The following is a 23,118-nucleotide window of genomic DNA, read 5'->3' on the forward strand; positions in this document are numbered from 1 at the left end:
AAATTGACCATCTGTTAACGATGTCGATTCTTGGCGGTAATTTCTAAATAATATCATATATTTTACATTTGAGATATAATTTTCTTGTCGGGAATCGGTCTTAATCCCGGCGCCACCCTAGTTCACGTCCTTCGTCTCCAGACGAAGCATCGAAGCCCAAGCAATCCCTAATCCGGCAGCTCCAAGCGACAGGTGGATCGAGATGATGGAGTTAATGGATACCAAAGGTCCGTTAAAGCCGGAGTCTACGATGAGCACCAGCAGGATAGAGGAGACCATGGTGGCCGTTACCGAATGCTTGCGCATGCCGAATAACAAAGGAATCAGGGACATCCCGGCAGCCGACAGCGAACTGACGGTGTACTCGAGCAGCAGCACTCGTACCTGTTCCATCGTCAACGAATCCGTAATGAAGGGATAGAAGCGATCCACGGCGACCAAAACGGAACCCATCAGCACGTCGGTGAACAGGATCATTCCGAACGTAAAAACGAAGATGATGACCAATTTGGCAGCGATCAGCTTGCGGCGTTTGATCGGATACGTAAAGAGCACGCCGAGCGTTTGATTTCTGTATTCCAAGGCAATCATTCTTGAGATCAGCGCTCCGGCGAATATCATGAAGGTTGCCCTGACAAAGGTATCGATCAACATGAACGACTCCGGGTAAGTGGCATAAGCGTAATCCTCTGCTCCATAATCGGTAAGGCCCAGCAAGGTCAGGAACAGAAGGATCGCCAGGTCGGCCATGGCGGCATAGCCGATATAACGGGCGAACCGGTACTTCCGGAGTTCCAGCGAGATCAGTTTAATCAACGTCGCCACCCCCCTTCATCAGGTTCATGAAGTATTCCTCCAGCGTGTGCGCCCGTTTGAAGATCGATTCGATCCCGACGTCGTGGCGAACGAGGCCCGCAGTCAGCTCCGAAGGACTCGCGCCTGAATCGTAAACCCTCATTGTATGCTTGTCCACCAGCTTGTAATTGCTTAGTCCGAGCAGATGCTCCATGACGTACGCCGCCTTGCGAACGTCGGTCGGCTGGAGCTCGATGTATTCGCTCTGTTGTCCCCGAATGCGTTCCATCGACACTTCCTCGATCAGCCGCCCTTCGCGAATGACGCCGACCGTATCGGCAATCTGCTCGATCTCGCCAAGAATGTGGCTCGAGACGAGCAGCGTGATCCGGTATTCGGTGCTGAGCCGTTTGAGAAGATTGCGCAGCTCCTTGATGCCTGCCGGATCTAGACCGTTGATTGGCTCATCCAAAATGAGCAGCTCCGGCGTCGTAATCAATGCGCGGGCGATGCCCAGCCGCTGCCTCATGCCGAGGGAAAATTCCCGGACGGGTTTCCTACCCGTATCCTTCAGGCCCACCTGTTCCATCATGGCGCCAATGACCTTTCTGTCCGGAAACCCCATATATTCGCAGTGCAGCTCCAAATTCTCCCGGGCCGACAGGGCATCATAGAAAAATGGATAATCGATCACGCTGCCCATGCGTTTCAGCACTTCGTACGAATGAGGTGTAAGCTTCTCCCCGAACAGTTCGATCTCGCCCGCGGTCGGTTTGACCAGGTTGGTCAGCATCCTCATCAACGTCGTTTTGCCTGCCCCGTTGTGCCCAAGAAATCCGTAGATCTCGCCCTGCCTGATGTTCATGCAGACGTCGGACACCACCTCCGTGCTCCCGTACGCCTTTGTTACTCCCATCGTGCGCGCTATGTATGTCATCGCTACATGCTCTCCTTTGCTAGGTGGACTTCAGGACAACCGTGAACACGGTCCGCTCGCCGGGCACGCTGTGCAAACCGATGGTGCCTCCCATGCGCTCAACGAGCCGCTTCGTAATGGTCAGGCCGAGGCCGCTGCCTTGGTAGAGGCGATTGCGTGAATCCTCCAGCGTATACATTCGCTCGAAGACTCGGTGATGCTCTTTCTCGGGGATGCCTTTACCTTTGTCCCACACCTGGATGGCAACCTTCCCCTCGTCCGACCGCTCCAGCGTCAATCCCAGCAGCTTGCCATCGGCCCCGTATTTCATTACATTCGTGATCAAGTTATCCAGCACGCGAGTAAGCGCCTCCGCATCGGCCATCACATACAGGTCATCGCCCGGCATGGACAGCTCTAGCCTCATTTCCAGGCCCGCAAGCATGTCGTAAAAGGACAACAACTTCAAGCGGCACAGCTCGCTGGCATTCACGCGGGTCAGCGCCATCACGGTATCGCCCGCCTCCAGCTTGGCCAGGTCGAAGAAGGAATGTACGAGACGGAGCACCTCCTGCGCCTTGTCGTGGATATTGGCCGTCATAACTTCCCGCTCGCGCTCAGCCAGATCTCGGTCATGAAGAAGAATCTCGCTATAGCCCAGCACCACCGTCAGCGGCGTCTTCAGGTCATGCGAGATGTTGGACAGCATGCGGCGAATCTCGATCTCCTGATTGGCGTAGCGCGCTCCGGCCCGATGCGCGCGGTCGAGCAGCCGGTTCATGTCGGTCAAGAGCCGCCCTACCTGAGCATCGCTGTCGAATAGCAGCAGCCGCTCGTTCGTACCGTTATCCAAGATAGAGTTCAGCTTGCCGTGAATATACGCGAACTGGCGGCTTCGTTTCCGCTGGCGCGCCCAGAGCATGATCACGGCAATGCCGAGCAGTGCAGTGGAAGTCACGAAGAACCAGATCATGACGGGTCCGCTTCCAGCTTGTACCCGAGGCCCCACAGCGTCTTAACGTATTGAGGGTCGGACGGATCCGCTTCCAGCTTCTCGCGCAAACGGCGCATATGCACGTTAATGATGTTATCGTCTCCGTAGAAGGCATCGTTCCAGACCGACGCGTAGATCTGGGCCTTCGTATACACCCGGCCCGGATGCTCCGCGAGCAGCCTCAGGATGCCGAACTCTTTGGACGTCAGCTTCACGGGCTGGCCGTCCCGCTCGACGCCGTACGTCTCCAAGTTCATGACGATACCCCCGACCCGGATGACCTCGCCTTGTTCCGGCGTGTCCGCAGCCTGGCCGAGTGACACGGAATAATTGGAGCGGCGAATGGCTGCTCTCACGCGGGCGGTCAGTTCGATCAGCGAGAAAGGCTTGCTTACGTAATCGTCCGCGCCCAATTCGAGGCCCAGCGCCTTGTCCACCTCACCATCCTTGGCCGACAGGATAAGAACGGGCACCAAACTGACGCTCCGGATCGCCCGGAGCACCTCGATGCCGCTTCTGCGCGGCAGCATGAGGTCCAGAATGACCAGATCGTACCGGGGAGGCTGCACCGCGAACAGGCGCTCTGCCTCCATGCCATCGTATGCATACGAGACGCGGTAGCCCTCTTTTTCCAGGTAAGGCCCCACCATTCCACTGATGGATCGATCATCCTCGACAAGCAGTACATGATTCATAAGACATGAATTCCCTTCGCAAACATTTTGAATCTATTACCTCACAGATTTCGGCTGTTGGCAACCCGGCTTCCTTCCACCCTTTCAACTTAAGCTTTTTGTAAGAATGAATTAATAAAAAAGCAGGATTTGCACTCTACAATTAAGTTATATCGGTTGATAGGATTCATTTCTGCGAGGAGGACAACAAAGATGAGTTTAACGAGGAAAATGCGCGGCTTCAGGAAGTCCCTATTAGGGTTCTTTGCATTATGGATTGCATTAACGGGAGGTGCAAGTACCAGTTATGCAAGCATGGAGCCTGCGACTAGGCAGACGCTGGTGCTTCAGCATGCGACGATCGTGGACGTAAGGTCCGGAAGGTTAACCAACGATCAGACGATTATCATTAAGGATAACAAGATCAGTCACATTGGAAACAGCAGAGAAACGGCCATCCCCGATTATGTGCAAGTACGGGATGCTAAGGGCCAATACGTCATTCCCGGTTTGTGGGACATGCACATCCATCTGGAAGATAACTATAAAGATGCTTTCCCGCTCTTTCTTGCTAACGGAGTGACCGGAGTAAGGGAGATGGGGGCAGCGCTTACAAACGTCGATCTGTGGAAAACGAGTATTCAAGCCGGTATGCCGGCCCCACGTCTTGTCTATGCAGGTTCGACCCTAGATGGAGGTCCGGCTGACGAGGCCCCCCACATGTTCTACTTGAAAACAGAGGAACAAGCACGCGAAGCCGTCCATATCAATGCGGCAAAAGGAGCGGATCATATCAAGGTATACTCTTGGTTGCCGCGTCCCCTGTTTCTGGCGGTCATGGATGAAGCCCAAAAGTACGGTTTGCCGGTGGGCGGTCACTTGCCGGTAGAGGTACGGGCCAGCGAAGCCGCTCAACTGGGATTCAAGAGCATAGAACATCTGCACGGTTTGTTTATTGCCACTTCGAGCATCGAAGACGATATTTTCAAAAATGCCGACATGAGCGATTTGCTAGGTTATTCGCTGGCAGAGATCAAGGCCTCCGAATCCTATGATTCCGTAAAGGCCAACAAGCTGTTCCGCAAATTCAAAGAAAAGGGAGTCTGGCCTGTACCGACCATTGTTACCTATTTGAATTCGGCCAAAACCGAAATCGATCCGCGGTCCAAATACGTGCCGACTGCCGTGCAGAAGCAATGGGCCGAAGTGATTCGCGCCACTCCTCCCGAACAACTGGAATTAATGGCGACCATCAATTCCACAACGCCAGGCATGGTCAAAAAGTTGAACGATGCTGGTGTGCCTATGCTTGCAGGCACCGATTCCAGTTTCGAAATGAGTAACTTTATATACGGCGTTTCCTTGCACGATGAACTCGAACTGCTCGTTAAAAGCGGCCTCACCCCGCTGCAGGCCTTGCAGACGGCAACGCTGAATCCAGCGCGATATTTGGAGAGAGAGCAGGAGCTGGGCACCGTGGAAAAAGGAAAGATCGCCGATCTCGTGCTGCTTGACAAGAACCCGCTGGAGGACATTCGAAACACGACAAGCATCTCCGCGGTTGTCTTGGACGGGAAACTGATGGAGAAGCAGACTTTGGACCGGGCGGTTAAAACATACCCCGTGATAAAGGTTGCCGATTTGAAAGATGAACCTGAAGAATCCGGGCCATCTGCCAATAAACACATTCTTCATAATCATTAATGGGCCAAGCCCTTCCCTTCTCGTAAAAGAAGCGGATGGGCCTTGTTCATATTTCGGAACACCCGTTAAAAAGCATGGAACATCTCCACGACACAGCCTTATTGGGCCGTCCAGCCGCCATCCACAAGCAGCAAAGTGCCTGTAACGAGATCAGATGCCGGGGAGGCGAGATAAATAACGGCTCCAGCCACATCGCCAATGGTACCGATCCGCCCTGCCGGGATCCGTGCCAGGACGCCGTCGCGGAAATCGGGGGAGTCCAGTCGCTCGGCTGTTCCCGGCGTATGGATGAACGTAGGACCGACGGCATTGATGTTCACGCCACGGCTGGACCACTCCAGCGCGAGCACCTTTGTCAGCTGGTTCACGCCGCCTTTGGAGGCGCAATAGGCAGCTCCTTCCGTAATCCCAACGACACTCACCTGGGAGCTGACGTTAATGATTTTTCCGTACCCCTGCTCCAGCATGATGCAGCCAGCGCCCTGACAGCAGAAAAATACACCCTTCAAATTCACGTCCATCATCTCATCCCAATAATCCTCGGTGATATCTTCCGCAAGCATCCCCTCTCCCAGACCCGCGTTATTGACCACGATATCGAGCCGGCCGAAATCCTTGGCTACCTGACCAAACACGGCTCGGATCTGCTCCACATTCCGGACGTCCAGCTCATAGGCCTTGGCCTGACCTCCTGCCTGAGAGATTTCCTCGACCAATCGATCCAGCGAGTCTTTGCTTCGTGCCATGACCGCAACCTTGGCTCCTGCTGCTGCCAGCGCTTGGGCTAGTCCATAACCGATGCCTTTGCTGGCCCCCGTAACGATTGCAATTTTATCCTGAATGCTGAAATTAGGCTGCATATGTAATACCTCCATCACCTTAGATTCTATGTAGTTTCATTAAAGCATGATGGCTGGTCAGTGGCAATCGTTTCCAGATCCCCCTCCCAGTAAATCCATCCAATTTACGCCTAAAGCACGTTAATTTGCAGCAGCAATAGAGGATTCTCTGCCCGTGGGCTAGAAATGATGAGAATTGTAGCGATCATTGTCTAGTATGGAGAGTATGGAGGAAATCCAAGTATGAGCGAACGATTATCTGAAGCACAGCAACAAGCCATTCTTCATGTCGAATCAACAGCGGCGGGCCAACGAAAAGTCGCTTTGGAAATGACGAAACAAATCTTGCGGAAACATGAGCAAGACTCCGTAACGATCGGCTCGCTGTTAACCCATATTGAAAAGTCTGCGCGCGTCACGTTAAATTTCCACCCGGATCGGATAATGCCCACCGGACACGCTGTCATCGAATCCCTCTTGGCAGAAGGCATATATCATAATCAGTTCATCACGAGCGTGACGAATGGAAGCCGAACCGCCTACCCGGGCGGTGACCGCGACCAATGGGAACGACTCCTGTTTGGCGGTGCCTACCAGCAGCCTGATGTGCGTAACGACGAGCGGCCGAAATACGGAGCACTCAATCTCATGAATTATGCCGATGGTGCATCTCCCCGCTTCGGTTCCTGTTTGTTGGTGCTATCCCCTAACATATTGAACCGTTGTACTTTTACATTCGGAGACAGTCATGCAGGTCCTGAGTTTGTAGGTACCATCCGTCAATGGAGATCAATTCTCGCTGCACTCTTGCATCAAGTTGAGTCCACAGGCTCGGCCCTGGGTTCCCGGAATGTGGACATTCCATCCATGCTGGAGCGGATTCTTCATCTGCCTTTATCGCATACCGGCTCCTTCGGGCCTGTCGGGCGTTCCTTGGATGATTATATTGAAGCGCAAATCCATGGTGTCATCGACTTGTCCAGTGATGTGGAGGCCCTGGTGGCTGATCCATCCTATAAGGACACCCCGATCGGGCATTTGCTCCATGCGTTATGTGAACGGTATGACCTCTCCTTGTTCTGGCACCCGGGCTTCCGCCTTGCTGTACAGGATGTTCCGGATGATTTTCGGGGACCCGCCATGCCACCGCTCGCCAAACGAATCGATCAACGCTTTGGAGGCTCGCTGGGCATGCTGGATGCAGCCATTATTGGCAAAGCCGCTGCTCAACTGCACCATGATCCAAACGAATGGAGCGATTGGGGAACATTTGATGAAACCTTCCAGCATCTCAAACAGCTGTGGCATGTGCTCGTAAAGTATGGACATTCGTATCCGTATACACCAAACCGCTAAGCTGTATTTTTGCCTAAGTACGTGCATTGGCATGAGGGTCCGACTAAAGATAACCGTGCTAGCGATATTCGTGCAGCAACGGCTAGGCCTTTCGGGCACAGCTTCTTATATATTGATCTTAGAAAGGATGATGACCGGATGGATTGGGTCCAGCGGATGAATGAGGCCATAGGCTATATAGAAGGACACATAACCGAGGAGATCGATTACGCTGAAGCTGCTCAGATCGCATGCTGCTCCGTGTACCATTTTCAACGCATGTTTCCGTTCATTACGGATGTTTCGCTGTCCGAATACATACGGAGACGCCGGCTGACATTGGCCGCCTACGAGCTGCAAAACAGCGAAATCAAAGTAATCGACCTTGCCCTTAAATATGGTTATGATTCCCCGGAGGCGTTCGCGCGTGCATTCCAGAACATGCATGGCACAACGCCGACGGCCGCACGCCAGATCGGTACCAAACTGAAGGCCTATCCACGCATCTCCTTTCAATTCTCAATGCGAGGGGCTGCCGAAATGAATTACAGAATCGAAGAAGTGAAGGCTTTTTCCGTTGTCGGTTTCAAGGAGCAAGTAAGCACACAGCGTGCCTATGAAGACGTTCCCCGCCTCTGGATGGAGGCTCAGGAGAAGGGCATTTTCGAGAAGCTATGGAACTATCGTGAGCAAGACCATCCGATCCGGGGCATACTGGGTGTTTGTGCAGACGGTGACTACGGGAGGAATGAGCATTTTGACTACATCATGTCCGTCGTATCCAAGGATACGCCTCAGGAACCGATGATACAGCGACATTTCCTTGCCGCCACTTGGGCCGTATTCGAGCTGGAAGGAGATCCGAGCGGCATTGCGGAGATGTGGAAGCGTCTTTATACGGAGTGGATACCCTCCCATGCTTATGATCTCGCGCCGCTTCCTGCCATCGAATGCTATCTTCCTCCGGATGAGAATAAGAACGAGTTATGGATTCCGGTGGTTAGAAAGACGCAATAAATCCCATCCGCTGGAAGCATAATTTTTTCGCTCACCGCTGCGAGACGTTCCTATACATGAGCATATTATCGATGCGGTGAGCACCCCAATTATTTTTTCTGCCAAAAAAACATAATAAAAGAAACCGCAAATTCTGTGGTATTACAGAGTTTGCGGCTCTTATATAGAAATTGTGCATCAAGGCTGTAACCCTGACGTTACTTGTTCAGCATACGGCGCAGCATAACGACTGCCTCTGCCCGGGTGGCAGGCGCATCCGGCTCGAACTTCCCATCGCCGCGGCCGCTAACGAGCCCTTCTGCGTAAGCGGCCGCGATATAGCCTTTTGCCCAGGCTGGAATGCTTGCCTCGTCTGCAAACTTAGCACGGTCTCCTTGCAGCGGATTTAAACCGAGCGCTTTGGCCAGCATGACGGTTAACTCCGCCCTGGTGATCTCACTACCTGGATGGAACCGCCCATCCTGATTTCCCTGGATAATCCCCTCCTGTGCTGCAAGCCCTACCGCTTCCCTTGACCACGCCGGAATGTCGGATTCATCTGTAAATGCATGCTTGCTTCCATCACTTTGAAGTCCCAGTCCTCTAACAAGCATGACCGTAAATTCATCGCGCCTGATCATAGAATTCGGCTTGAACGTTCCGTTGGCGTAGCCTTTGACCAGCCCTCTGCTGACGGCTTCGTCTATCGCTGCCTGTGCCCAATGTCCTGCCGTATCACGAAAAACCTTCTGGGCCTGAGGTGGTTCGGGTTTGATCGGTGGCTCTGGATGAGGCAAGCTGCGTACAACGGTCAGTGTATATGTGCACACTTTGCCGTTTTCTGCGGTTACCTTGATCTCCATGACATTCTCTCCCGGCTTTAATGAGATCCTGCCATCTTTATCCCAAGGTCCGTTGATTCTAGCTTTGTTATGAGCGGTGGTCAGCTCGAATCGGATCTCTGACGCTTCCGTCTCTGCCCGATACACGTATACGTCCGGTGAAAAATCAGGACTCAGCTTCAATACCTTCCCACTCTCCCCAATTCCAATAGAGAAGGTTTGAAGCTTAGCGTTGTCCGAAGGAATGCGGGTTGTCGATGGATTCGTCGGTCCCGGATCACGTTCGCCTCCTGGACTTGGATTTGGAGGCGTAGGTAGCGATAATGTCTTCGCTGTTGCCTGAAGCGGAATGCTTTCGTTCCCGGCAAGGTCATATGCTTTTACCCGAAACGTATAGATGGTATTCGGAGATAAACCTGCCGCTGTATAGGAATACGTGCTGCTTGTTACGGTTGCTATCGGCGTATCCGCGGTTTCCCCACGGTATACTCGATATCCTGAAACCTCATAATTATCCGAAGCCTCGGGCCAGAATAAACTCATCGCTGTAGTGCCAATGTCAGAAATCGTGAGTTCACCGAGACTTGACCATACCGGAGCTTCCTGATCGCGCTCCGGGTCTGGATCAGGACCTGGATTCGGATCATCCAACGTCTGAACCGTCGTCTGCAGCGGGCTGCTCACATTGCCTGCCTGATCATAAGCACGAACGCTAAGCGTATACGACGTGTTGGCCATCAAACCGTCCATCTCATATGAATAGGTGGTTCCCGTCACGGTTGCTGCAGGTGTCGCCTTATTTCCATCGAAAATGCGATATTCTGAAACAGCGTCATTGTCCATGGCCTCGGGCCAGGTCAGCTTGACCGAGTTGATGGTAATGCCGGAAGCGAGCAGCTCCGCATCCGTCGGCCATAAAGGGACTTCCGTATCCGGTTGCGGATCATCCTCAGTTATCGTTATGACGGCTTGGGTCGGAGTTCCAACGACCGTACCTGGTACTGCTGTAATATTCAAATAAAGTTCACGGTCATCTTCATAGATATCATCATCAAGGATTTGGAGCTCGATCCATTTTTCGATCTCGCCATCGGTAAAGGTAAGTGTTCCCGAAGCAGGCGTATAATGCTTGCCTGCCTTGGCCGTACCATCCGCAGTAGCATAATGGAGTGCCACAGCACCATGGCTTCCTCCTTCACGCAACACTTTCACCCGCAAAGGGGAGTCATTTTCCGAAATCGCATAACCAGCTGCTTCCAGCCTCAGTGTTCCTGGTTGAGGCTGCATAGTGACAGCCTTATATATATACAGGGTTTGATTAGAAGATACAATGAGGTCCAGCGTTCCGTCCTCATTGTAGTCACCGACGAGCGCCCGGTGTGTTCCGCCCCCCTGAGGCTCTAATTCGGCTTGCCATTGTAAGCTCAGATTACCTGCTGCATCTTCCTTAGAATGCAGTTCAATTCCTTTTCCTGTTGCAACGATAATCTCGGATTTGCCATCCCCGTTCACATCCTCTGCATATACTTTTTGACCGCCCATGGGTAGAGGATGCTGCTGAAGATTGTACGTATTGTCCCCAAGATTCATATAAAAGAAGACGCCTAACATATCATTCAGTGCAATAATATCGTTGTGTCCGTCACCATTCATATCCGTTGATATGAGATCCACAGTATTACCCGGTCTTAGATGAAAGACCTCGCTCCGAACATAATCATTCCCTTTAACCCGCTGCAGACCCAGCATTGGACTGGCAACGACCAAATCGACCGTGCCGATGGCTCCATTCGTGATCGTTGTCGCTTTATTGCCGCCATGGGATAAATTGAAAGGAACCATTGTAAAACTTCTATCTGCCGCAACGTGAACAACGGTAACGTTATTAAAATTCAAAATAGCAATGTCTGTCATACCATCCAGGTCAAAATCCGCTATGGTTACATCCTGCGAAAGCATCAATGAAATCATCCGAGTATCCGGAAAGGTTCCGTTACCTTCGCCATACCATAAAAACACGCCAACTTGCGTTCCGATCAGCAAGTCCAGATTTCCGTCCCGATCAAAATCACCAACCTCAAGCGAGTATGGCACTCCCAGGATCGACTGACTCTGCGGAGGTCTGAATGTTCCATCCCCCTGTCCATAGAGTAAATACACCATCATACCATCCGTCACAGCTGCTATATCCAAATGACCGTCATCATTGAAATCACCTGACTTCATGTCCGTAACCTTACCGATAAGCTGAGATATCTCGGATCGATTCTCATAGTCCGGCACGGCTGCAAAGGCGTTCAACGGCAGCAGCAAAACACTGCATAGCAATACCATCATGAATTTATAGCCTTTTCGACTATTCATAAATTTCCTCCCGATAATCGACTTCAACTTCTAACCTCCAATTCACATATTAGACCTATCCTTTATTGGTTTCGCTCCGATTTCATTGTAAGACAACACGTAACACAAAAAATCCCCCTGAAGGGGGATGGAGGAGGTGGAAAAATATAAATCATATCACGTTTGCTGCTTATTCGTTCTCTTGGAATCATTTAACTTCTCAGCCTGCGCAATCGCCTCATTCAGGTTGGCTGCATTCAGTTTGCTGTATATCCGTTTCCGGTGCGTCTTTACCGTTTCATAGGTAATGTTCAGCTTCTCTGCTATTTCCCTTCCGCTCAGACGATCCAGCAGACCCTGAAAAACATCCATCTCCCTGGACGTAAACAGTGCCTCCAGCGGCGAATCCACCGTTTCTGCCATTCCGTCCGCCCCTACAAGAATCGAACGGACAAAAGACAGGGATGCCGAGTCCTTACCCCGGTACTGCCCCCGCTGCTTCGCCCGGATCAAATCGTGGAGCATCCCCATGACGTCGGCACCTTCATCGAGGAATATCCGGATAAAGTCATTGGCTTCCGATACCTTCAGTGCCTCTTCAAGCTGAAGCAGCGCTTTGCACTGTTCTCCCCGTGAATGATGCATCTTCGCCATAATGCATAGAATCTCGGCAGCATCAATGGGTCTCATCTCACTCTCCGCAAGGTAAAGCAGCCGATCCAGCAGCTCTTCGGCTTCCTCCCATCTTCCCTGTACAACCAGGACGCGGGCAAGCAACTGGTAATCGGATAATTCAAACACGGACACCCTGTCCCGACTGGATAAATGGCACTGTTCACCCCAAGCGCGCGCAGGCGCCGAGTCACCATATTGCAATTGAAGACGGATGCCTTCCATATTCAATATGTCCATCCCCCTGGGAATATCCATCCACTTCATCCGCCGCTGCCCACCTTCGAGCAGCTCAAACCCTTCAAACATATGACCTTCGGAGGCTTTAAGTTTAGCCTGCAGGATCCAGCTCGCCACAAGATCATGCTCAGGTCTGTTCGGATTTTGCCCGATCCACGTCATCGCCTTGGAAACATAGTCAGCGGCCGAAGACAGATCATTCCAATAATAGAGAACTTCCGCATGGTTAAGAAATAATTTGCCTAGAAAAATGGGATTAACGGCCTGATACAGCTCCACCATCTGCATGGTGTACGGCTCCGCAATGGACCTCGAGGCATGTCCTCGTCCAATCTTATAGGTCTTCACCGTGATCGGCTGCAGCGGCTTCTCCGGTTGGCCGAATATAATTTTGATCCCGCCCGGGGCATACCGGACAACCTGCTCGTATTCCTGCTTAGCCAGCTGCAGATCATTCCGCCCAAATACCATTAGCGTACCTCGTACATAATACGACATCGCCAAATACTCATGACGCTTCTCCTCGCTCAATCCTTCAGACGCTTCGGCATACCAGGCATCCGCTTGATGCAATAACGCTTCTCCCTCGGCAATATCTCCTGACTCCTCGGCGATCAGCGAATTGGCATAGGAGAAATAGAGTACCGGGTGCTGCAGCAGTATGTCGCTGGGAATCGCCGATAGCCTATTTTGCAGATTCGACCATTCCCATTCCACAACGCGGGAAGTCATCTCACTCAGCAGCCCAACGGCCTGCACATAGTATTTTCCTTGCAAATAATACTCCACCGCTTCTTCCTCCAGGCCTTGTCCGCTGCACCAATCCCCGGCTGCCTTATAGAGTAAGCCTGTGTTCGCGCGGTCATCCTGTTCCAGACGATGCTGCAGAAAATCCGAGAACAAATGATGAAACCGAAACCATTCTCCCTTATCATCCAGCGCCACCACAAATAGATGGGCACGCTCTATCGCTTCCGTAAGCTCCCTGCTATCCTCAAATCCGGACACGGCCATGCTTAGCGATGCGTTCCACCGCTTCAAGATCGAGCAGGTGAGCAGGAAGGCCTTCATCCGATCGCTCTGCACGGAGAATACCTCTTCGAACAGATACTGCTTCACTTCTCGGCTATCTCCTGCAAAATTACGAATAAACGGCTCTTTATTCTCCTGCCGCCGCATCGCAATGGATGCCAGCTTAAGCCCGGTAATCCATCCCTCGGTTTTTCTGACGAGCACGGAGGAGAGCTCCGCGTTCAGCGGCAAGTCGGTGCGTTCAAAAAACTGCGCACCCTCCTTCTCTGTAAACCGCATGTCTTCAGTATGGAGTCTGCTGGCAAACTGCCTGGCTTCCATGCGAGCTACAGAGAAAGCGGGTTCGGTACGGCTGATGAGGCAAACATGGATGCCCTTGGGTAAATGGTCCACAAAATAAGCAAATGACGCCAACAAGATTTCATTCTGAATCACATGGAAATCATCGACCACCAGGATCAGCTCCTGATCCAGCCTGCCCAGCGTGTTCAGGCACACGATAAGCCCTTGCTCATAACCTTCCGTATGCAGAAGCGGCAGTACGGTCTTGACCTCTTCCCCATACGTCGGAAATGCTTCAGCAATGGCCGCCGTGATGTACTTCCAAAACCGGGAGCCTTGATTATCGCCGGCATCCAGCGACACCCAAGCAGTCTGTTTCTCCTGCTGCAGCAGCCATTCACTGACAAGCGTTGTTTTTCCGAATCCCGCCGGCGCGCAGACCAGGGTCATATTTCCCGACATCGCATCCATCAGCTGGTCATCCAGACGCGGCCGGGGGATTAGAGCTGATACCGTTCTGGGAACGGTCAATTTCGAGTGCAGCAGCGGCTCATGTGCCTCGAGTTCAGTCCCATATATCATCATACGCCTCCGTATACGTTCGATTTTTTACGCCGGGATATAAAACTTATCACCATAACACCCAGACGCTTAATCCATCATTTCTGTACTATTCTACCATTCCTTAAACAGGGCAGTAAGCTCCAATTTGCAATCTCAGCCCATTCGAAGACTCGTTCATATGCTCATATAAAAGAAAAAACCGCTCTTCATCAGAGCGGGGGACATCATGGTTCATTCTCAATGGTATCAGCAAGCACGCCCGGCGACATATAATAGCTTTGCCTATCCTTATTATTTACCTGCCTGGTCGATCTGAACGGGAATCATGATGATAAATTCGGGGTCATCTACATAAGGATCCTGACTCATCGGGTATTTTTCGAAATGCGTTAAATGATCCGGGTTATATTCCGAGTAACCTTGTTCTTTGATCCAGGCATAGATATTGTTATAAGACTGATCGATCCTCTGCTCTTTTTCCGATGAGTGCAAGCGGCATAGGTTAAAGCGGGAACGGATATCGTAACCATCCCTTCCGGAACTTCATCGATCCGTTCCACTTCCACGACCGCATAATGGATAAACCCGTCACCGCCGGGAACTGCGTGGTAAGATAGCCCCAGCAACGTGTCGGTATGTAAGGCATGAGGTATCTCCGCGAGCCGCTCTTGCAGCGTCCGATGCACCGCACGTATCCCGCCTGCACCTGCCTCGGCAAATGTGCCTTCCCACTTCAATCCCATCGCCTGAAAAGCTTCCTTACTCGTAACCGCTGCTTCGTTTCGTTGATCGATTGTCATTAGTAAATGCTCCTTTATCCTATATTTGGTTTCATTATATAGGTCTTGTTCCAGATAAAAAAGCGAGCCCCGGATCATGTCCGGAACTCGCTATTACTCGTTAAATGGCTTTCGGATTATCGACCACAGGATTCACATCCGCATCGTAATCCACGCCGTCAGTTTCAAAGCCGAACAGTTGGAAGAACTCGCGGCGGTAACCGGCAAGGTCAGTCAGCTCTTCAATATTTTCGCTCGTAACCTTGCTCCACAATTCGGCCACTTCGGCTTGCACATCCTCGCGAAGCTCCCAATCGTCAATATGGATACGGCCCTTCTCATCCACTGGCACTTCTTGCCCTTTATAGAGACGATCGGAGAATAGACGATAGATCTGCTCGATGCAGCCCTCGTGCAGCCCTTTCTCCTTCATAACTTTGTACAGCGCCGATACGTACAGCGGAACGACCGGGATCGCCGAGCTGGATTGGGTCACTAACGCTTTGCTGACCGTCACATAAGCCCGTCCGCCTCCGGCAGCGAGCTTCTCGTTCAATTTCAGCGCGGTTGCCTCCAGGTGATCCTTGGCTTGTCCAATGGATCCATCCCGGTAAATGGCTTTAGTAATCTCGGAGCCGATGTAGGAGAATGCAATCGTGGTCACATTAGGAGCCAATACGCCGCCTTCCGCCAGCTCATTCATCCATAATTCCCAATCGTCGCCGCCCATCACCTCAACGGTGTTCTTCACTTCCTCTTCCGTGGCCGGCTCAATCGTTACCTCCGTCACTTCACCTGTATGGAAGTTTACCGTCTTGTTGGTATAGGCTGGTCCGATCGGCTTCAATACGGAGTTGACCGTCTCGCCCGTCTCAGGCAGCGTACGGCGCGCCGAGGCAACACTGTACACCACAAGATCAACCTGGCCCAGCTCTTGGCGGATAAGCTCAACCGTCTTGGCTTTGGTCTCTTGCGTGAAAGCATCTCCCGTCACGCTGAACGATTTTAAGCCTGCGGCCTCCGCTGCTTTCTCGAAAGCGACCGAATTATACCAGCCCGCCGAAGCGGTCCGCTTCTCGGTTGCCTGGCTGGGACGATACACACCCACGGTATTCGCCCGGGAGCCGAATGCGGCAGCAATTCTGGCCGACAAGCCGTACCCGGTGGAAGCGCCGATGACCAGCACATTGCGCGGCCCCTCGATGCCAGGCTGTTTTAACACATAATCAATCTGCTCCTGCACCTGGGCTTCGCAGCCTACAGGATGGGACGTTGTGCAAATAAATCCGCGTGTTCTAGGTTTAATGATCATATTTATATACCTCTCTTCCAGTACTCATCGTCTGACACCATATGTATGGTCTTTTAAATTTCCTTTCTATTTTAACTGTTTTTTGTGGAGAGAGGAAATTTTTTGACAGAAACCTAAGAAAACCTCTCTTTTCGAATCATGGTAGCTGCAGCCAGCACCGATTCAAAAGAGAGGTTATTTTAGAGTTTTATCCGATAATTAGCAATCCATGGTATGGCCGTTAAATTATTTAAATGAAGCGTACCCCTGGTCAGCCATGACCACGCTGCCTGTAATCGCAGCGGCTTCATCCAGAGACACGAGATACACGGTATCTGCGACAACTTCAGGCTGTGTTAATTCTCCGCCCATGACTTTGGCTCTCATGGAATCCAGCATTCCGGAATCTTTATAGCCCTGGATAATCGGTGTATCAACTACTCCAGGAGCAACGGCAACAACACGAATGCCGTATGGTGCCAGTTCGAGCGCAGCGGATTTGCTCATCATGATGACGGCGCCTTTTGTAGCGTGATAAGCAAACGTTCCAGGTGAAGCCAGGAATCCGAATACGGATGCCGTATTGATGATCACGCCTTTAATGCCAAGCTCTTTCATCTTTCGGCCTGCCGCAATAATACCGTAGGCTACCCCGTGCTGATTCACGTTAATGGTGCGATGGTAGAGATCCATATTTTGCTCGAGAACCGGTCCAGCGCCGCCAATCCCCGCATTGTTGTGCATGACATCGATGCGACCGTAAAACTCAACCGCTTTATCCACCAGCGCCTCGACGCTTTCTTGTTTGGAAACATCGACTTGAACGAAAGTGGCTTCGCCGCCTTCTTTTTTGATCATGTCCACCGTCTCTTGACCGGCAGTCTCATTATAATCGGCTACGACGACGCGATCGCCTTTTCTTGCAAATTTAAGGGAGACCTGACGACCGATTCCGCTCGCTCCGCCGGTAATTACCGCTACACGTTGTTCTGACATTATCAATGACCTCCTAGGGTAAAATAGCGTTATTATTTGAACATTGTGTGTCCATGTCCTTGTGTTCATTGTAACGCTGCGTTATATTTAAGTAAATTTAAACCTAATTAATATTACTTAAATCTAGATTAAGGATGAGGTCATATGAATCTTGAACAACTGGAATATATCGTGGAGACGGCCAAGGCAGGATCGTTAACCAAAGCAGCCCAGAATTGCAACGTCACCCTTTCTGCCGTCAGCCAAGCGGTGTCCAGCCTGGAAGCCGAGTTCGGTTTCTCCCTGTTTACCCGATCGCGCCTTGGTGCCGTACCCACAGCCGAGGGCCAGCGAATCCTCCAGAAAGCCTATGCCATTTTGGAACAATTTCAGGAGCTGAAATCGGAGGCCGAAGGATATTCCAACCTACTGAGCGGATCTTTGCGAATTGCTACCGTCCCGGTACCCTTAACACTGTCCATCGATGCCATTATCCAGTTCAAAAAGGACTTTCCCCAAATCAAACTCGAAATCACGGAAAAAGCGACTCTTGATATTATTGAGGATATCAAGCAAAATCATGCGGATATCGGTTTGATTTTTGTGGATGATTCCATCATTCATCAACACCGCGGCCTCCACTTCGGCAAGCTGCTGGAGAGCAAATTCGTGGTGGGGGTCAGCCGTCAATCTCCACTCGCCATGCGGCAATCGATCACGCCGGAAGATCTGCGTAAATACCCCTTGGTTCTCTACAAGGATGACAATCTGTTCAAGCTAATGGATGTATTCGAGGAGCAATACGGGGAAATGGATCTGCTCTTCTCAACCAACCAGACAAGGGTCATACAGAAGGTCGTCGAAGAGAATGTAGCGGTCACGGTGGGGGTCGATTTGTCCTTCTCCAGCTACACTCCCATACCTTCGGGAAACATCGTAACGCTGGACTTGGAGATGCCCCCCGGCCACGCTGCTTCCTCATTCGGATGGGTACAGCCCGGAACCCACCATCTATCGAAGCCAGCCTCGATCTTTCTAGACAAGCTGAAGCATCAGATTGGATGAACGCAGCCTTCGCTCCCAAATATAAAAGCCAACCGACAAGTAGGGTCGTGACCGTTATCCAGTCCCCTGCTCTACGGTTGGCTTTTTTAGAAAAATCGGTATTAACGTAGTGACTCGCTAAGCGTCAAACTCACCGGGCAATGATCACTGCCCATTACATGGCAGTCAATCTCGGCATCCTTCAGTTTCTCGGTTAAACGGGTTGACGTCAGAAAATAATCGATGCGCCAGCCGATATTCCGCTCCCTTACCTTGGCCATATACGACCACCAGCTGTAAACGTCCGTGCGATCCGGGTAGAAATAACGGAAGGAATCGATAAAGCCAGCTGCCAGCAGATCGGTCATTTTGCCCCGCTCTTCCAGCGTGAAGCCGGAATTCCCATGATTAGACTTGGCATTTTTCAGATCGATTTCTTGATGCGCCACATTCAAGTCACCGCATACGATCACGGGTTTGCGTTCGTCAAGCTGAAGCAAGTAAGCACGGAACCTCTCCTCCCACTCCAGCCGATAATCCAGCCTGCTCAGGTCACGCTTCGCATTCGGCGTATATACGTTCACGAGATAGAAGTCCTCAAACTCCAGCGTGATCACTCTGCCCTCCGACTCGCTGTCCTCCTCCAGACCATAGTGTACGGACAGAGGTGCGATTCTCGTAAACACCGCCGTTCCCGAATACCCCTTCTTCTCAGCATAATTCCAATATTGTTGATACTCCAGCCCCAATTCAAGCTCAATTTGCCCGGCCTGCAGCTTCGTCTCCTGCACGCAAAATATATCGGCATCCACCTGTTGAAAATAATCCATAAAGCCCTTCGTTACACAGGCCCGCAATCCGTTGACGTTCCATGACACTAGCTTCATTTACGCAACCTCCGTGGTATCCATATCGTATTAGCGTGTTGAATCTATGAATCTTCTAAATTCTATTATGGTATCACGTCACGGCCGGAACGAACAAGCAGCTTCGGGGCGCTTTCACCATAACTTCATCAACAACTCATGACTGAAGGCACAAGTGTCCTTGCGTAAAGCATGAAGCGAAGTTGTGGTTACGTGCATAATCCCGCGCCAAATCAGGAACAACATAAACGTTCGTAAAAGTGCGATCATTGGTACGCCCGCAATCGATGAGAACCCCATATAAGGAGGAGTACAGCATGACAGGCAGAAACAGCAAACCTAAGAACGACGGTCCTTCCAGCAGTCCTGAACGTTTGGACCAATACGGTGACAAGCTTGCTTCCGAGAATGAGGAAGAGTTTACTTCGGCGGCCGAGGAGCACTGTCGGGATCAGGAATAGCGGGTTATCGCCGATGCGCATTCCATAAACAATTAAACAGCAAAAACACCCATCCTTGCTTAGCAATGTAACGGGTGTTTTTTCTATTGCTATATCCTGCTCTTTTTATAAGAGTGACAAAGCGCAGGTTAAAGTATCCAAACAAAATAGCCGTCTCCCCGATCAACACCGGGAAGACGGCTGCACATTCAATCTGATAGCGTTTATTCCACTAAACTCTCCAGTACATCATCTATGATCTGGCTGTTGGCAATCGTGCCGGTATACAACCAGCTCGTATCTTTTCCATATTCATAGATGTTGCCGTTCTTAACAGCCGGAATATTCGCCCAGAGCGGATCCTGAAGCACTTCGGCCCCTTCGCCGTCACTATTAATAAAAAATAGATGATCCGCGTCGAGTTCCGCCAATTTCTCCAGGGAAATGGATGACCAGTTGCCCGTAGCCGATGCCGAGATTTCCTTCACCACATTCGGAACCGTGAGACCCAAGTCACCGTACATGACGGCACCGCTGGACAACGTCTCGCTAACGACGAACAATTTACCGCCGACAAGCCAAATCGCTGCAGCAGATTCACCGCCGATCGATTGCTGGATTTTCTCCTTGGCATCCTTTGCCTTCTGCTCGTATTTATCGAGCGCCGCTTGCGCTTCCTCCTCCATGCCAAAGATTTCTCCCACTTTCTTCAGCTCTTCGCGCCAATCGTTATTGACCTCATTGCCGATGACGTAGGTTGGAGCAATCTTCTCGTATTGGCTGTACTTGTTGCCTTCTACCATGGAAGCCGAGTCCATGATCAATAGATCCGGCTGGAAGCTCGCTACCGCTTCAAAGGGAAGATCATGCTCAATCGTAGGCACATCTTTCAATGAGTCCTGCAGATAATCCTGGACGCTTCCGCCTTTGACCGACCACTGCGCGATCGGAGTAATACCCAATGCCACCAGGTTATCCTCCAAGTAAGAAGCAATCACCCGTTTCGGCTCAGCCGGAATTTTCACCTCATGGCCCATAGCGTCTGTCAATGTACGTTCTGTCTTGGCTTCTGTGCTTCCTTCGTCTGGCTTGGCTTCGTTGCCGCCGTTCTGCTCGCTTGGTGCTTGCGCCTCCGTTGGCTCGTTCCCGGCTGCGTCCTTGCTATTTCCACAAGCTGCAAGCAGCGTGAAAGCTGCCAATAGTCCTGCGATTATCCATATTTTTTTCTTGAACCGACTCATTGTTACAGATCCCCTTTATGTATATTTTTTCTGCTTAGATCACTAGCAATCTTGTGATAAAGTGCTATAATAATAACCATGATAATGAAATTCATTCTCAATTACAATACGTTATTTAAAATTTTTTATCAACATAAAGGTTTAGGTGACTATGCAAGCAAATCAGCCCATGAACAAAACAACTGCAAAATCCATCTACCGCCCAAAGACGGCCGCGGCCGTCATTCTGCTGGGGCTTGGTCTGCTGGCTGCCGCGATGGCATCCTCAATTATCTATGGCGCTTCGAATATTAAATTGTCCACCATATGGGAGGCGTTTGTTCGATTCGATGCCCATTCCACCTCGCACCAGATTATCCAGAGACTGCGCATGCCAAGGGCCTTGGCAGCTGCGCTGATCGGCGGTTCCCTGGCTGTTTCGGGAGCCATCATGCAGGGGATGACAAGGAACGCGCTAGCCTCCCCTTCTATAATGGGAGTCACCGCCGGTGCCTCTTTCATGATGTCGATTGGGTTTGCCTTTATGGAATCGCCGTCCATTACCGCGCTCATGCTGCTGTCTTTTGCAGGTGCAGGCCTTGGGGCCGGGCTGGTGCTTCTGATCGGCTCGTTATCCAAGCGGGGACTGACGCCTGTCAAGCTGGCGCTGGCCGGATCAGCCGTTACCGCACTCCTGAGCTCGATTTCCTCGGCCATTGCCATCCGCTTTAACGTTGCCAAGTATATCAGCTTCTGGTATGCCGGAGGCGTATCGGGCGTGCAATGGGTGAACGTGAAACTTCTGATCCCCGTCGCGATCGTCGGGCTGCTGATTGCGCTGGCACTCAGCAGATCCATTACCGTCATGAGCCTGGGCGAAGAGGTCGCTACTGGGCTTGGCCAAAAAACGGGAGTCGTGAAGTTCCTGGGCACACTCGTTGTGCTGCTGCTCACGGGCGCAGCGGTAGCTGTGGGCGGAACGATCGGATTCGTGGGGCTTGTCATCCCACATATTATCCGCTTCATCGTAGGTCCCGACTATCGGCTGATCATCCCTTGCTCCGCTGTCATGGGAGCACTTTTGCTGGTGTTTGCCGATGTGGGAGCGCGGATGATCAACCCTCCGTTCGAGACGCCTGTCGGTGCGATTACGGCGATCATCGGCGTTCCCTTCTTCCTCTATCTTGCAAGGCGCGAAGGGAGGGGACTGTAACGATGAATACAACAAGAAAAGTCATGTCCGTGTCGATGATCCTGCTGCTGGTCATATTAGCCGTGTTTCTGGTCAGCCTGAATATGGGAACGATGAAAATCCCGCTCGCTGAGGTCATCAAAGCATTCAGCGGAACAGGATCTGAGCAGAATTATACCGTTCTAATGCACTTTCGTTTACCCCGCATGGTCATTGCCATCCTGATCGGTGCGGGAATCGCAGTCTCCGGCGCTATTCTGCAGAGTGTTTCGCGAAACGCGCTGGCAGACCCGGGCATTCTCGGCATTAATTCCGGAGCAGGACTGGCTGTCGTGCTGTATATCTTTTATTTTCAAGGCAGCTCGTTCAGTTCCGGCATATGGTCCGTCTATATCATGCCTTTTGCCGCGCTATTTGGTGCATTTCTCGCTGCCTTTCTCATATATTCAATAGCCTGGAAGCAAGGCGTGACGCCGATTCGGCTGGTGCTTGTGGGGATTGGCATCAACGCGGCCTTCGGAGCGCTTATTATCGTGTTTCAGCTCATGATGGACCCCAACAATTTTATGCAGGCCACCATCTGGCTGTCCGGAAGCATCTGGGGAGCAAGCTGGGAATATGTCGTTGCGATCCTTCCGTGGATTCTTCTGCTAATTCCCTGGGCGGTTTATAAATCGCAACATTTGAATGTGCTCAACCTGGGGGACCACACGGCAGCGGGACTTGGCGTCACGGTAGAACGCGAGCGAAGAACGCTGCTGTTCATCTCCGTTGCCCTGGCCGGCGCCTGCGTGGCCGTTGGTGGAGGCATCGCATTCCTAGGATTGGTTGCTCCACATCTGGCGCGCAAGCTGGTGGGCCCCCGTCATCAGGGAATGCTGCCTGTCTCTGCGCTTCTTGGCTCTCTGGTGCTGCTTGTTGCCGATATGATCGGCAAGAACCTGATGGCCCCTTCCGAAATCCCGGTTGGATTGGTCGTTTCCTGTCTTGGAGCGCCCTACTTTATATATTTGCTGATCAAGGATTAAGTTGAACAGTTTTTTTAAAAAAAGACGGCGATCGCCTCCCGGTCCATGCAGGAGG

Annotated in this window: 19 protein-coding genes; 7 read left to right on the forward strand and 12 right to left on the reverse strand. The window is 51.5% G+C overall.

Going from position 1 to position 23,118, the window contains the following annotated elements; all coding sequences use genetic code 11:
• Window positions 1-117: 117 nt before the first annotated feature.
• Genes J7E85_RS15145 through J7E85_RS15160 form a run of 4 tightly spaced genes read right to left on the reverse strand, consistent with a single transcriptional unit; the run spans window position 118 to window position 3,400 of the window.
• Window positions 118-816 carry an ABC transporter permease gene (locus J7E85_RS15145; RefSeq protein WP_215159098.1) on the reverse strand — a complete coding sequence of 233 codons (699 nt, stop codon included), beginning with the start codon at window positions 814-816 and terminating at the stop codon, window positions 118-120.
• Window positions 809-1,732, reverse strand: a complete 924-nt coding sequence (locus J7E85_RS15150; protein WP_215159100.1) for an ABC transporter ATP-binding protein — start codon at window positions 1,730-1,732, stop codon at window positions 809-811. The genes J7E85_RS15145 and J7E85_RS15150 overlap by 8 nt, the downstream gene beginning before the upstream one ends.
• A gap of 19 nt (window positions 1,733-1,751) precedes the next feature.
• Window positions 1,752-2,684, reverse strand: a complete 933-nt coding sequence (locus J7E85_RS15155) for a sensor histidine kinase (protein WP_215159103.1) — start codon at window positions 2,682-2,684, stop codon at window positions 1,752-1,754.
• Window positions 2,681-3,400, reverse strand: a complete 720-nt coding sequence (locus tag J7E85_RS15160) for a response regulator transcription factor (RefSeq protein WP_285228819.1) — start codon at window positions 3,398-3,400, stop codon at window positions 2,681-2,683. Before J7E85_RS15160 ends, J7E85_RS15155 begins: the two co-directional genes overlap by 4 nt.
• Before the next feature lie 192 nt (window positions 3,401-3,592).
• Between J7E85_RS15160 and J7E85_RS15165 the strand changes: the two genes are divergently transcribed.
• Window positions 3,593-5,083 (forward strand): amidohydrolase family protein, encoded by a 1,491-nt coding sequence (locus J7E85_RS15165; protein WP_215159104.1) that lies wholly within the window; start codon window positions 3,593-3,595, stop codon window positions 5,081-5,083.
• 98 nt (window positions 5,084-5,181) lie between these two features.
• On the opposite strand, the gene J7E85_RS15170 is transcribed toward J7E85_RS15165, so the two are convergent.
• A complete protein-coding gene (locus J7E85_RS15170) occupies window positions 5,182-5,943 on the reverse strand; it encodes an SDR family NAD(P)-dependent oxidoreductase (protein ID WP_215159106.1) in 762 nt (253 codons plus the stop codon).
• Window positions 5,944-6,165: 222 nt separating this feature from the next.
• Between J7E85_RS15170 and J7E85_RS15175 the strand changes: the two genes are divergently transcribed.
• Window positions 6,166-7,278, forward strand: coding sequence for a DUF3626 domain-containing protein (locus J7E85_RS15175; protein ID WP_215159107.1), 1,113 nt, complete (start codon window positions 6,166-6,168; stop codon window positions 7,276-7,278).
• Window positions 7,279-7,416: 138 nt separating this feature from the next.
• Window positions 7,417-8,274, forward strand: a complete 858-nt coding sequence (locus J7E85_RS15180) for an AraC family transcriptional regulator (RefSeq protein WP_215159109.1) — start codon at window positions 7,417-7,419, stop codon at window positions 8,272-8,274.
• Between the two features lie 197 nt (window positions 8,275-8,471).
• Here J7E85_RS15180 and J7E85_RS15185 read toward each other — a convergent pair whose 3' ends face one another.
• The 5 genes from J7E85_RS15185 to J7E85_RS15205 all read right to left on the reverse strand — a co-directional run bounded on the left by J7E85_RS15185 (window position 8,472) and on the right by J7E85_RS15205 (window position 17,294).
• Window positions 8,472-11,459: an S-layer homology domain-containing protein gene (locus tag J7E85_RS15185; RefSeq protein ID WP_215159111.1), complete on the reverse strand. Its 2,988-nt coding sequence runs from the start codon at window positions 11,457-11,459 to the stop codon at window positions 8,472-8,474.
• Window positions 11,460-11,615: 156 nt separating this feature from the next.
• The gene (locus J7E85_RS15190) at window positions 11,616-14,246 is read right to left on the reverse strand and encodes a winged helix-turn-helix domain-containing protein (protein ID WP_215159113.1); all 2,631 of its coding nucleotides are present in this window, start codon (window positions 14,244-14,246) and stop codon (window positions 11,616-11,618) included.
• Between the two features lie 371 nt (window positions 14,247-14,617).
• A complete protein-coding gene (locus J7E85_RS15195; RefSeq protein WP_251035733.1) occupies window positions 14,618-15,028 on the reverse strand; it encodes a GyrI-like domain-containing protein in 411 nt (136 codons plus the stop codon).
• Window positions 15,029-15,128: 100 nt separating this feature from the next.
• Complete coding sequence (fabV, locus tag J7E85_RS15200; protein WP_215159115.1) at window positions 15,129-16,319, reverse strand: enoyl-ACP reductase FabV; 1,191 nt, start codon at window positions 16,317-16,319, stop codon at window positions 15,129-15,131.
• Between the two features lie 225 nt (window positions 16,320-16,544).
• Entirely contained in the window at window positions 16,545-17,294 is a 750-nt protein-coding gene (locus J7E85_RS15205) for an SDR family NAD(P)-dependent oxidoreductase (protein ID WP_215159123.1), read from the reverse strand.
• A 144-nt stretch (window positions 17,295-17,438) separates the two neighbouring features.
• Between J7E85_RS15205 and J7E85_RS15210 the strand changes: the two genes are divergently transcribed.
• A complete protein-coding gene (locus J7E85_RS15210; protein WP_215159125.1) occupies window positions 17,439-18,338 on the forward strand; it encodes a LysR family transcriptional regulator in 900 nt (299 codons plus the stop codon).
• A 101-nt stretch (window positions 18,339-18,439) separates the two neighbouring features.
• Here J7E85_RS15210 and J7E85_RS15215 read toward each other — a convergent pair whose 3' ends face one another.
• Window positions 18,440-19,204, reverse strand: a complete 765-nt coding sequence (locus tag J7E85_RS15215) for an exodeoxyribonuclease III (protein WP_215159126.1) — start codon at window positions 19,202-19,204, stop codon at window positions 18,440-18,442.
• Window positions 19,205-19,500: 296 nt separating this feature from the next.
• Here J7E85_RS15215 and J7E85_RS15220 point away from each other — a divergent pair, with 296 nt between their 5' ends.
• The gene (locus J7E85_RS15220; RefSeq protein ID WP_009595787.1) at window positions 19,501-19,644 is read left to right on the forward strand and encodes a hypothetical protein; all 144 of its coding nucleotides are present in this window, start codon (window positions 19,501-19,503) and stop codon (window positions 19,642-19,644) included.
• 203 nt (window positions 19,645-19,847) lie between these two features.
• Here J7E85_RS15220 and J7E85_RS15225 read toward each other — a convergent pair whose 3' ends face one another.
• Entirely contained in the window at window positions 19,848-20,864 is a 1,017-nt protein-coding gene (locus tag J7E85_RS15225) for an iron-hydroxamate ABC transporter substrate-binding protein (RefSeq protein WP_215159128.1), read from the reverse strand.
• A gap of 151 nt (window positions 20,865-21,015) precedes the next feature.
• Between J7E85_RS15225 and J7E85_RS15230 the strand changes: the two genes are divergently transcribed.
• Together J7E85_RS15230 and J7E85_RS15235 are read left to right on the forward strand one after the other, a co-directional pair.
• Window positions 21,016-22,056: an iron ABC transporter permease gene (locus J7E85_RS15230; RefSeq protein WP_215159130.1), complete on the forward strand. Its 1,041-nt coding sequence runs from the start codon at window positions 21,016-21,018 to the stop codon at window positions 22,054-22,056.
• A gap of 2 nt (window positions 22,057-22,058) precedes the next feature.
• Complete coding sequence (locus J7E85_RS15235) at window positions 22,059-23,063, forward strand: FecCD family ABC transporter permease (protein ID WP_215159132.1); 1,005 nt, start codon at window positions 22,059-22,061, stop codon at window positions 23,061-23,063.
• Window positions 23,064-23,118 lie beyond the last annotated feature (55 nt).

The sequence above is a fragment of the Paenibacillus sp. ISL-20 genome (assembly GCF_018613005.1).
GTDB lineage: Bacteria > Bacillota > Bacilli > Paenibacillales > Paenibacillaceae > Paenibacillus_AQ.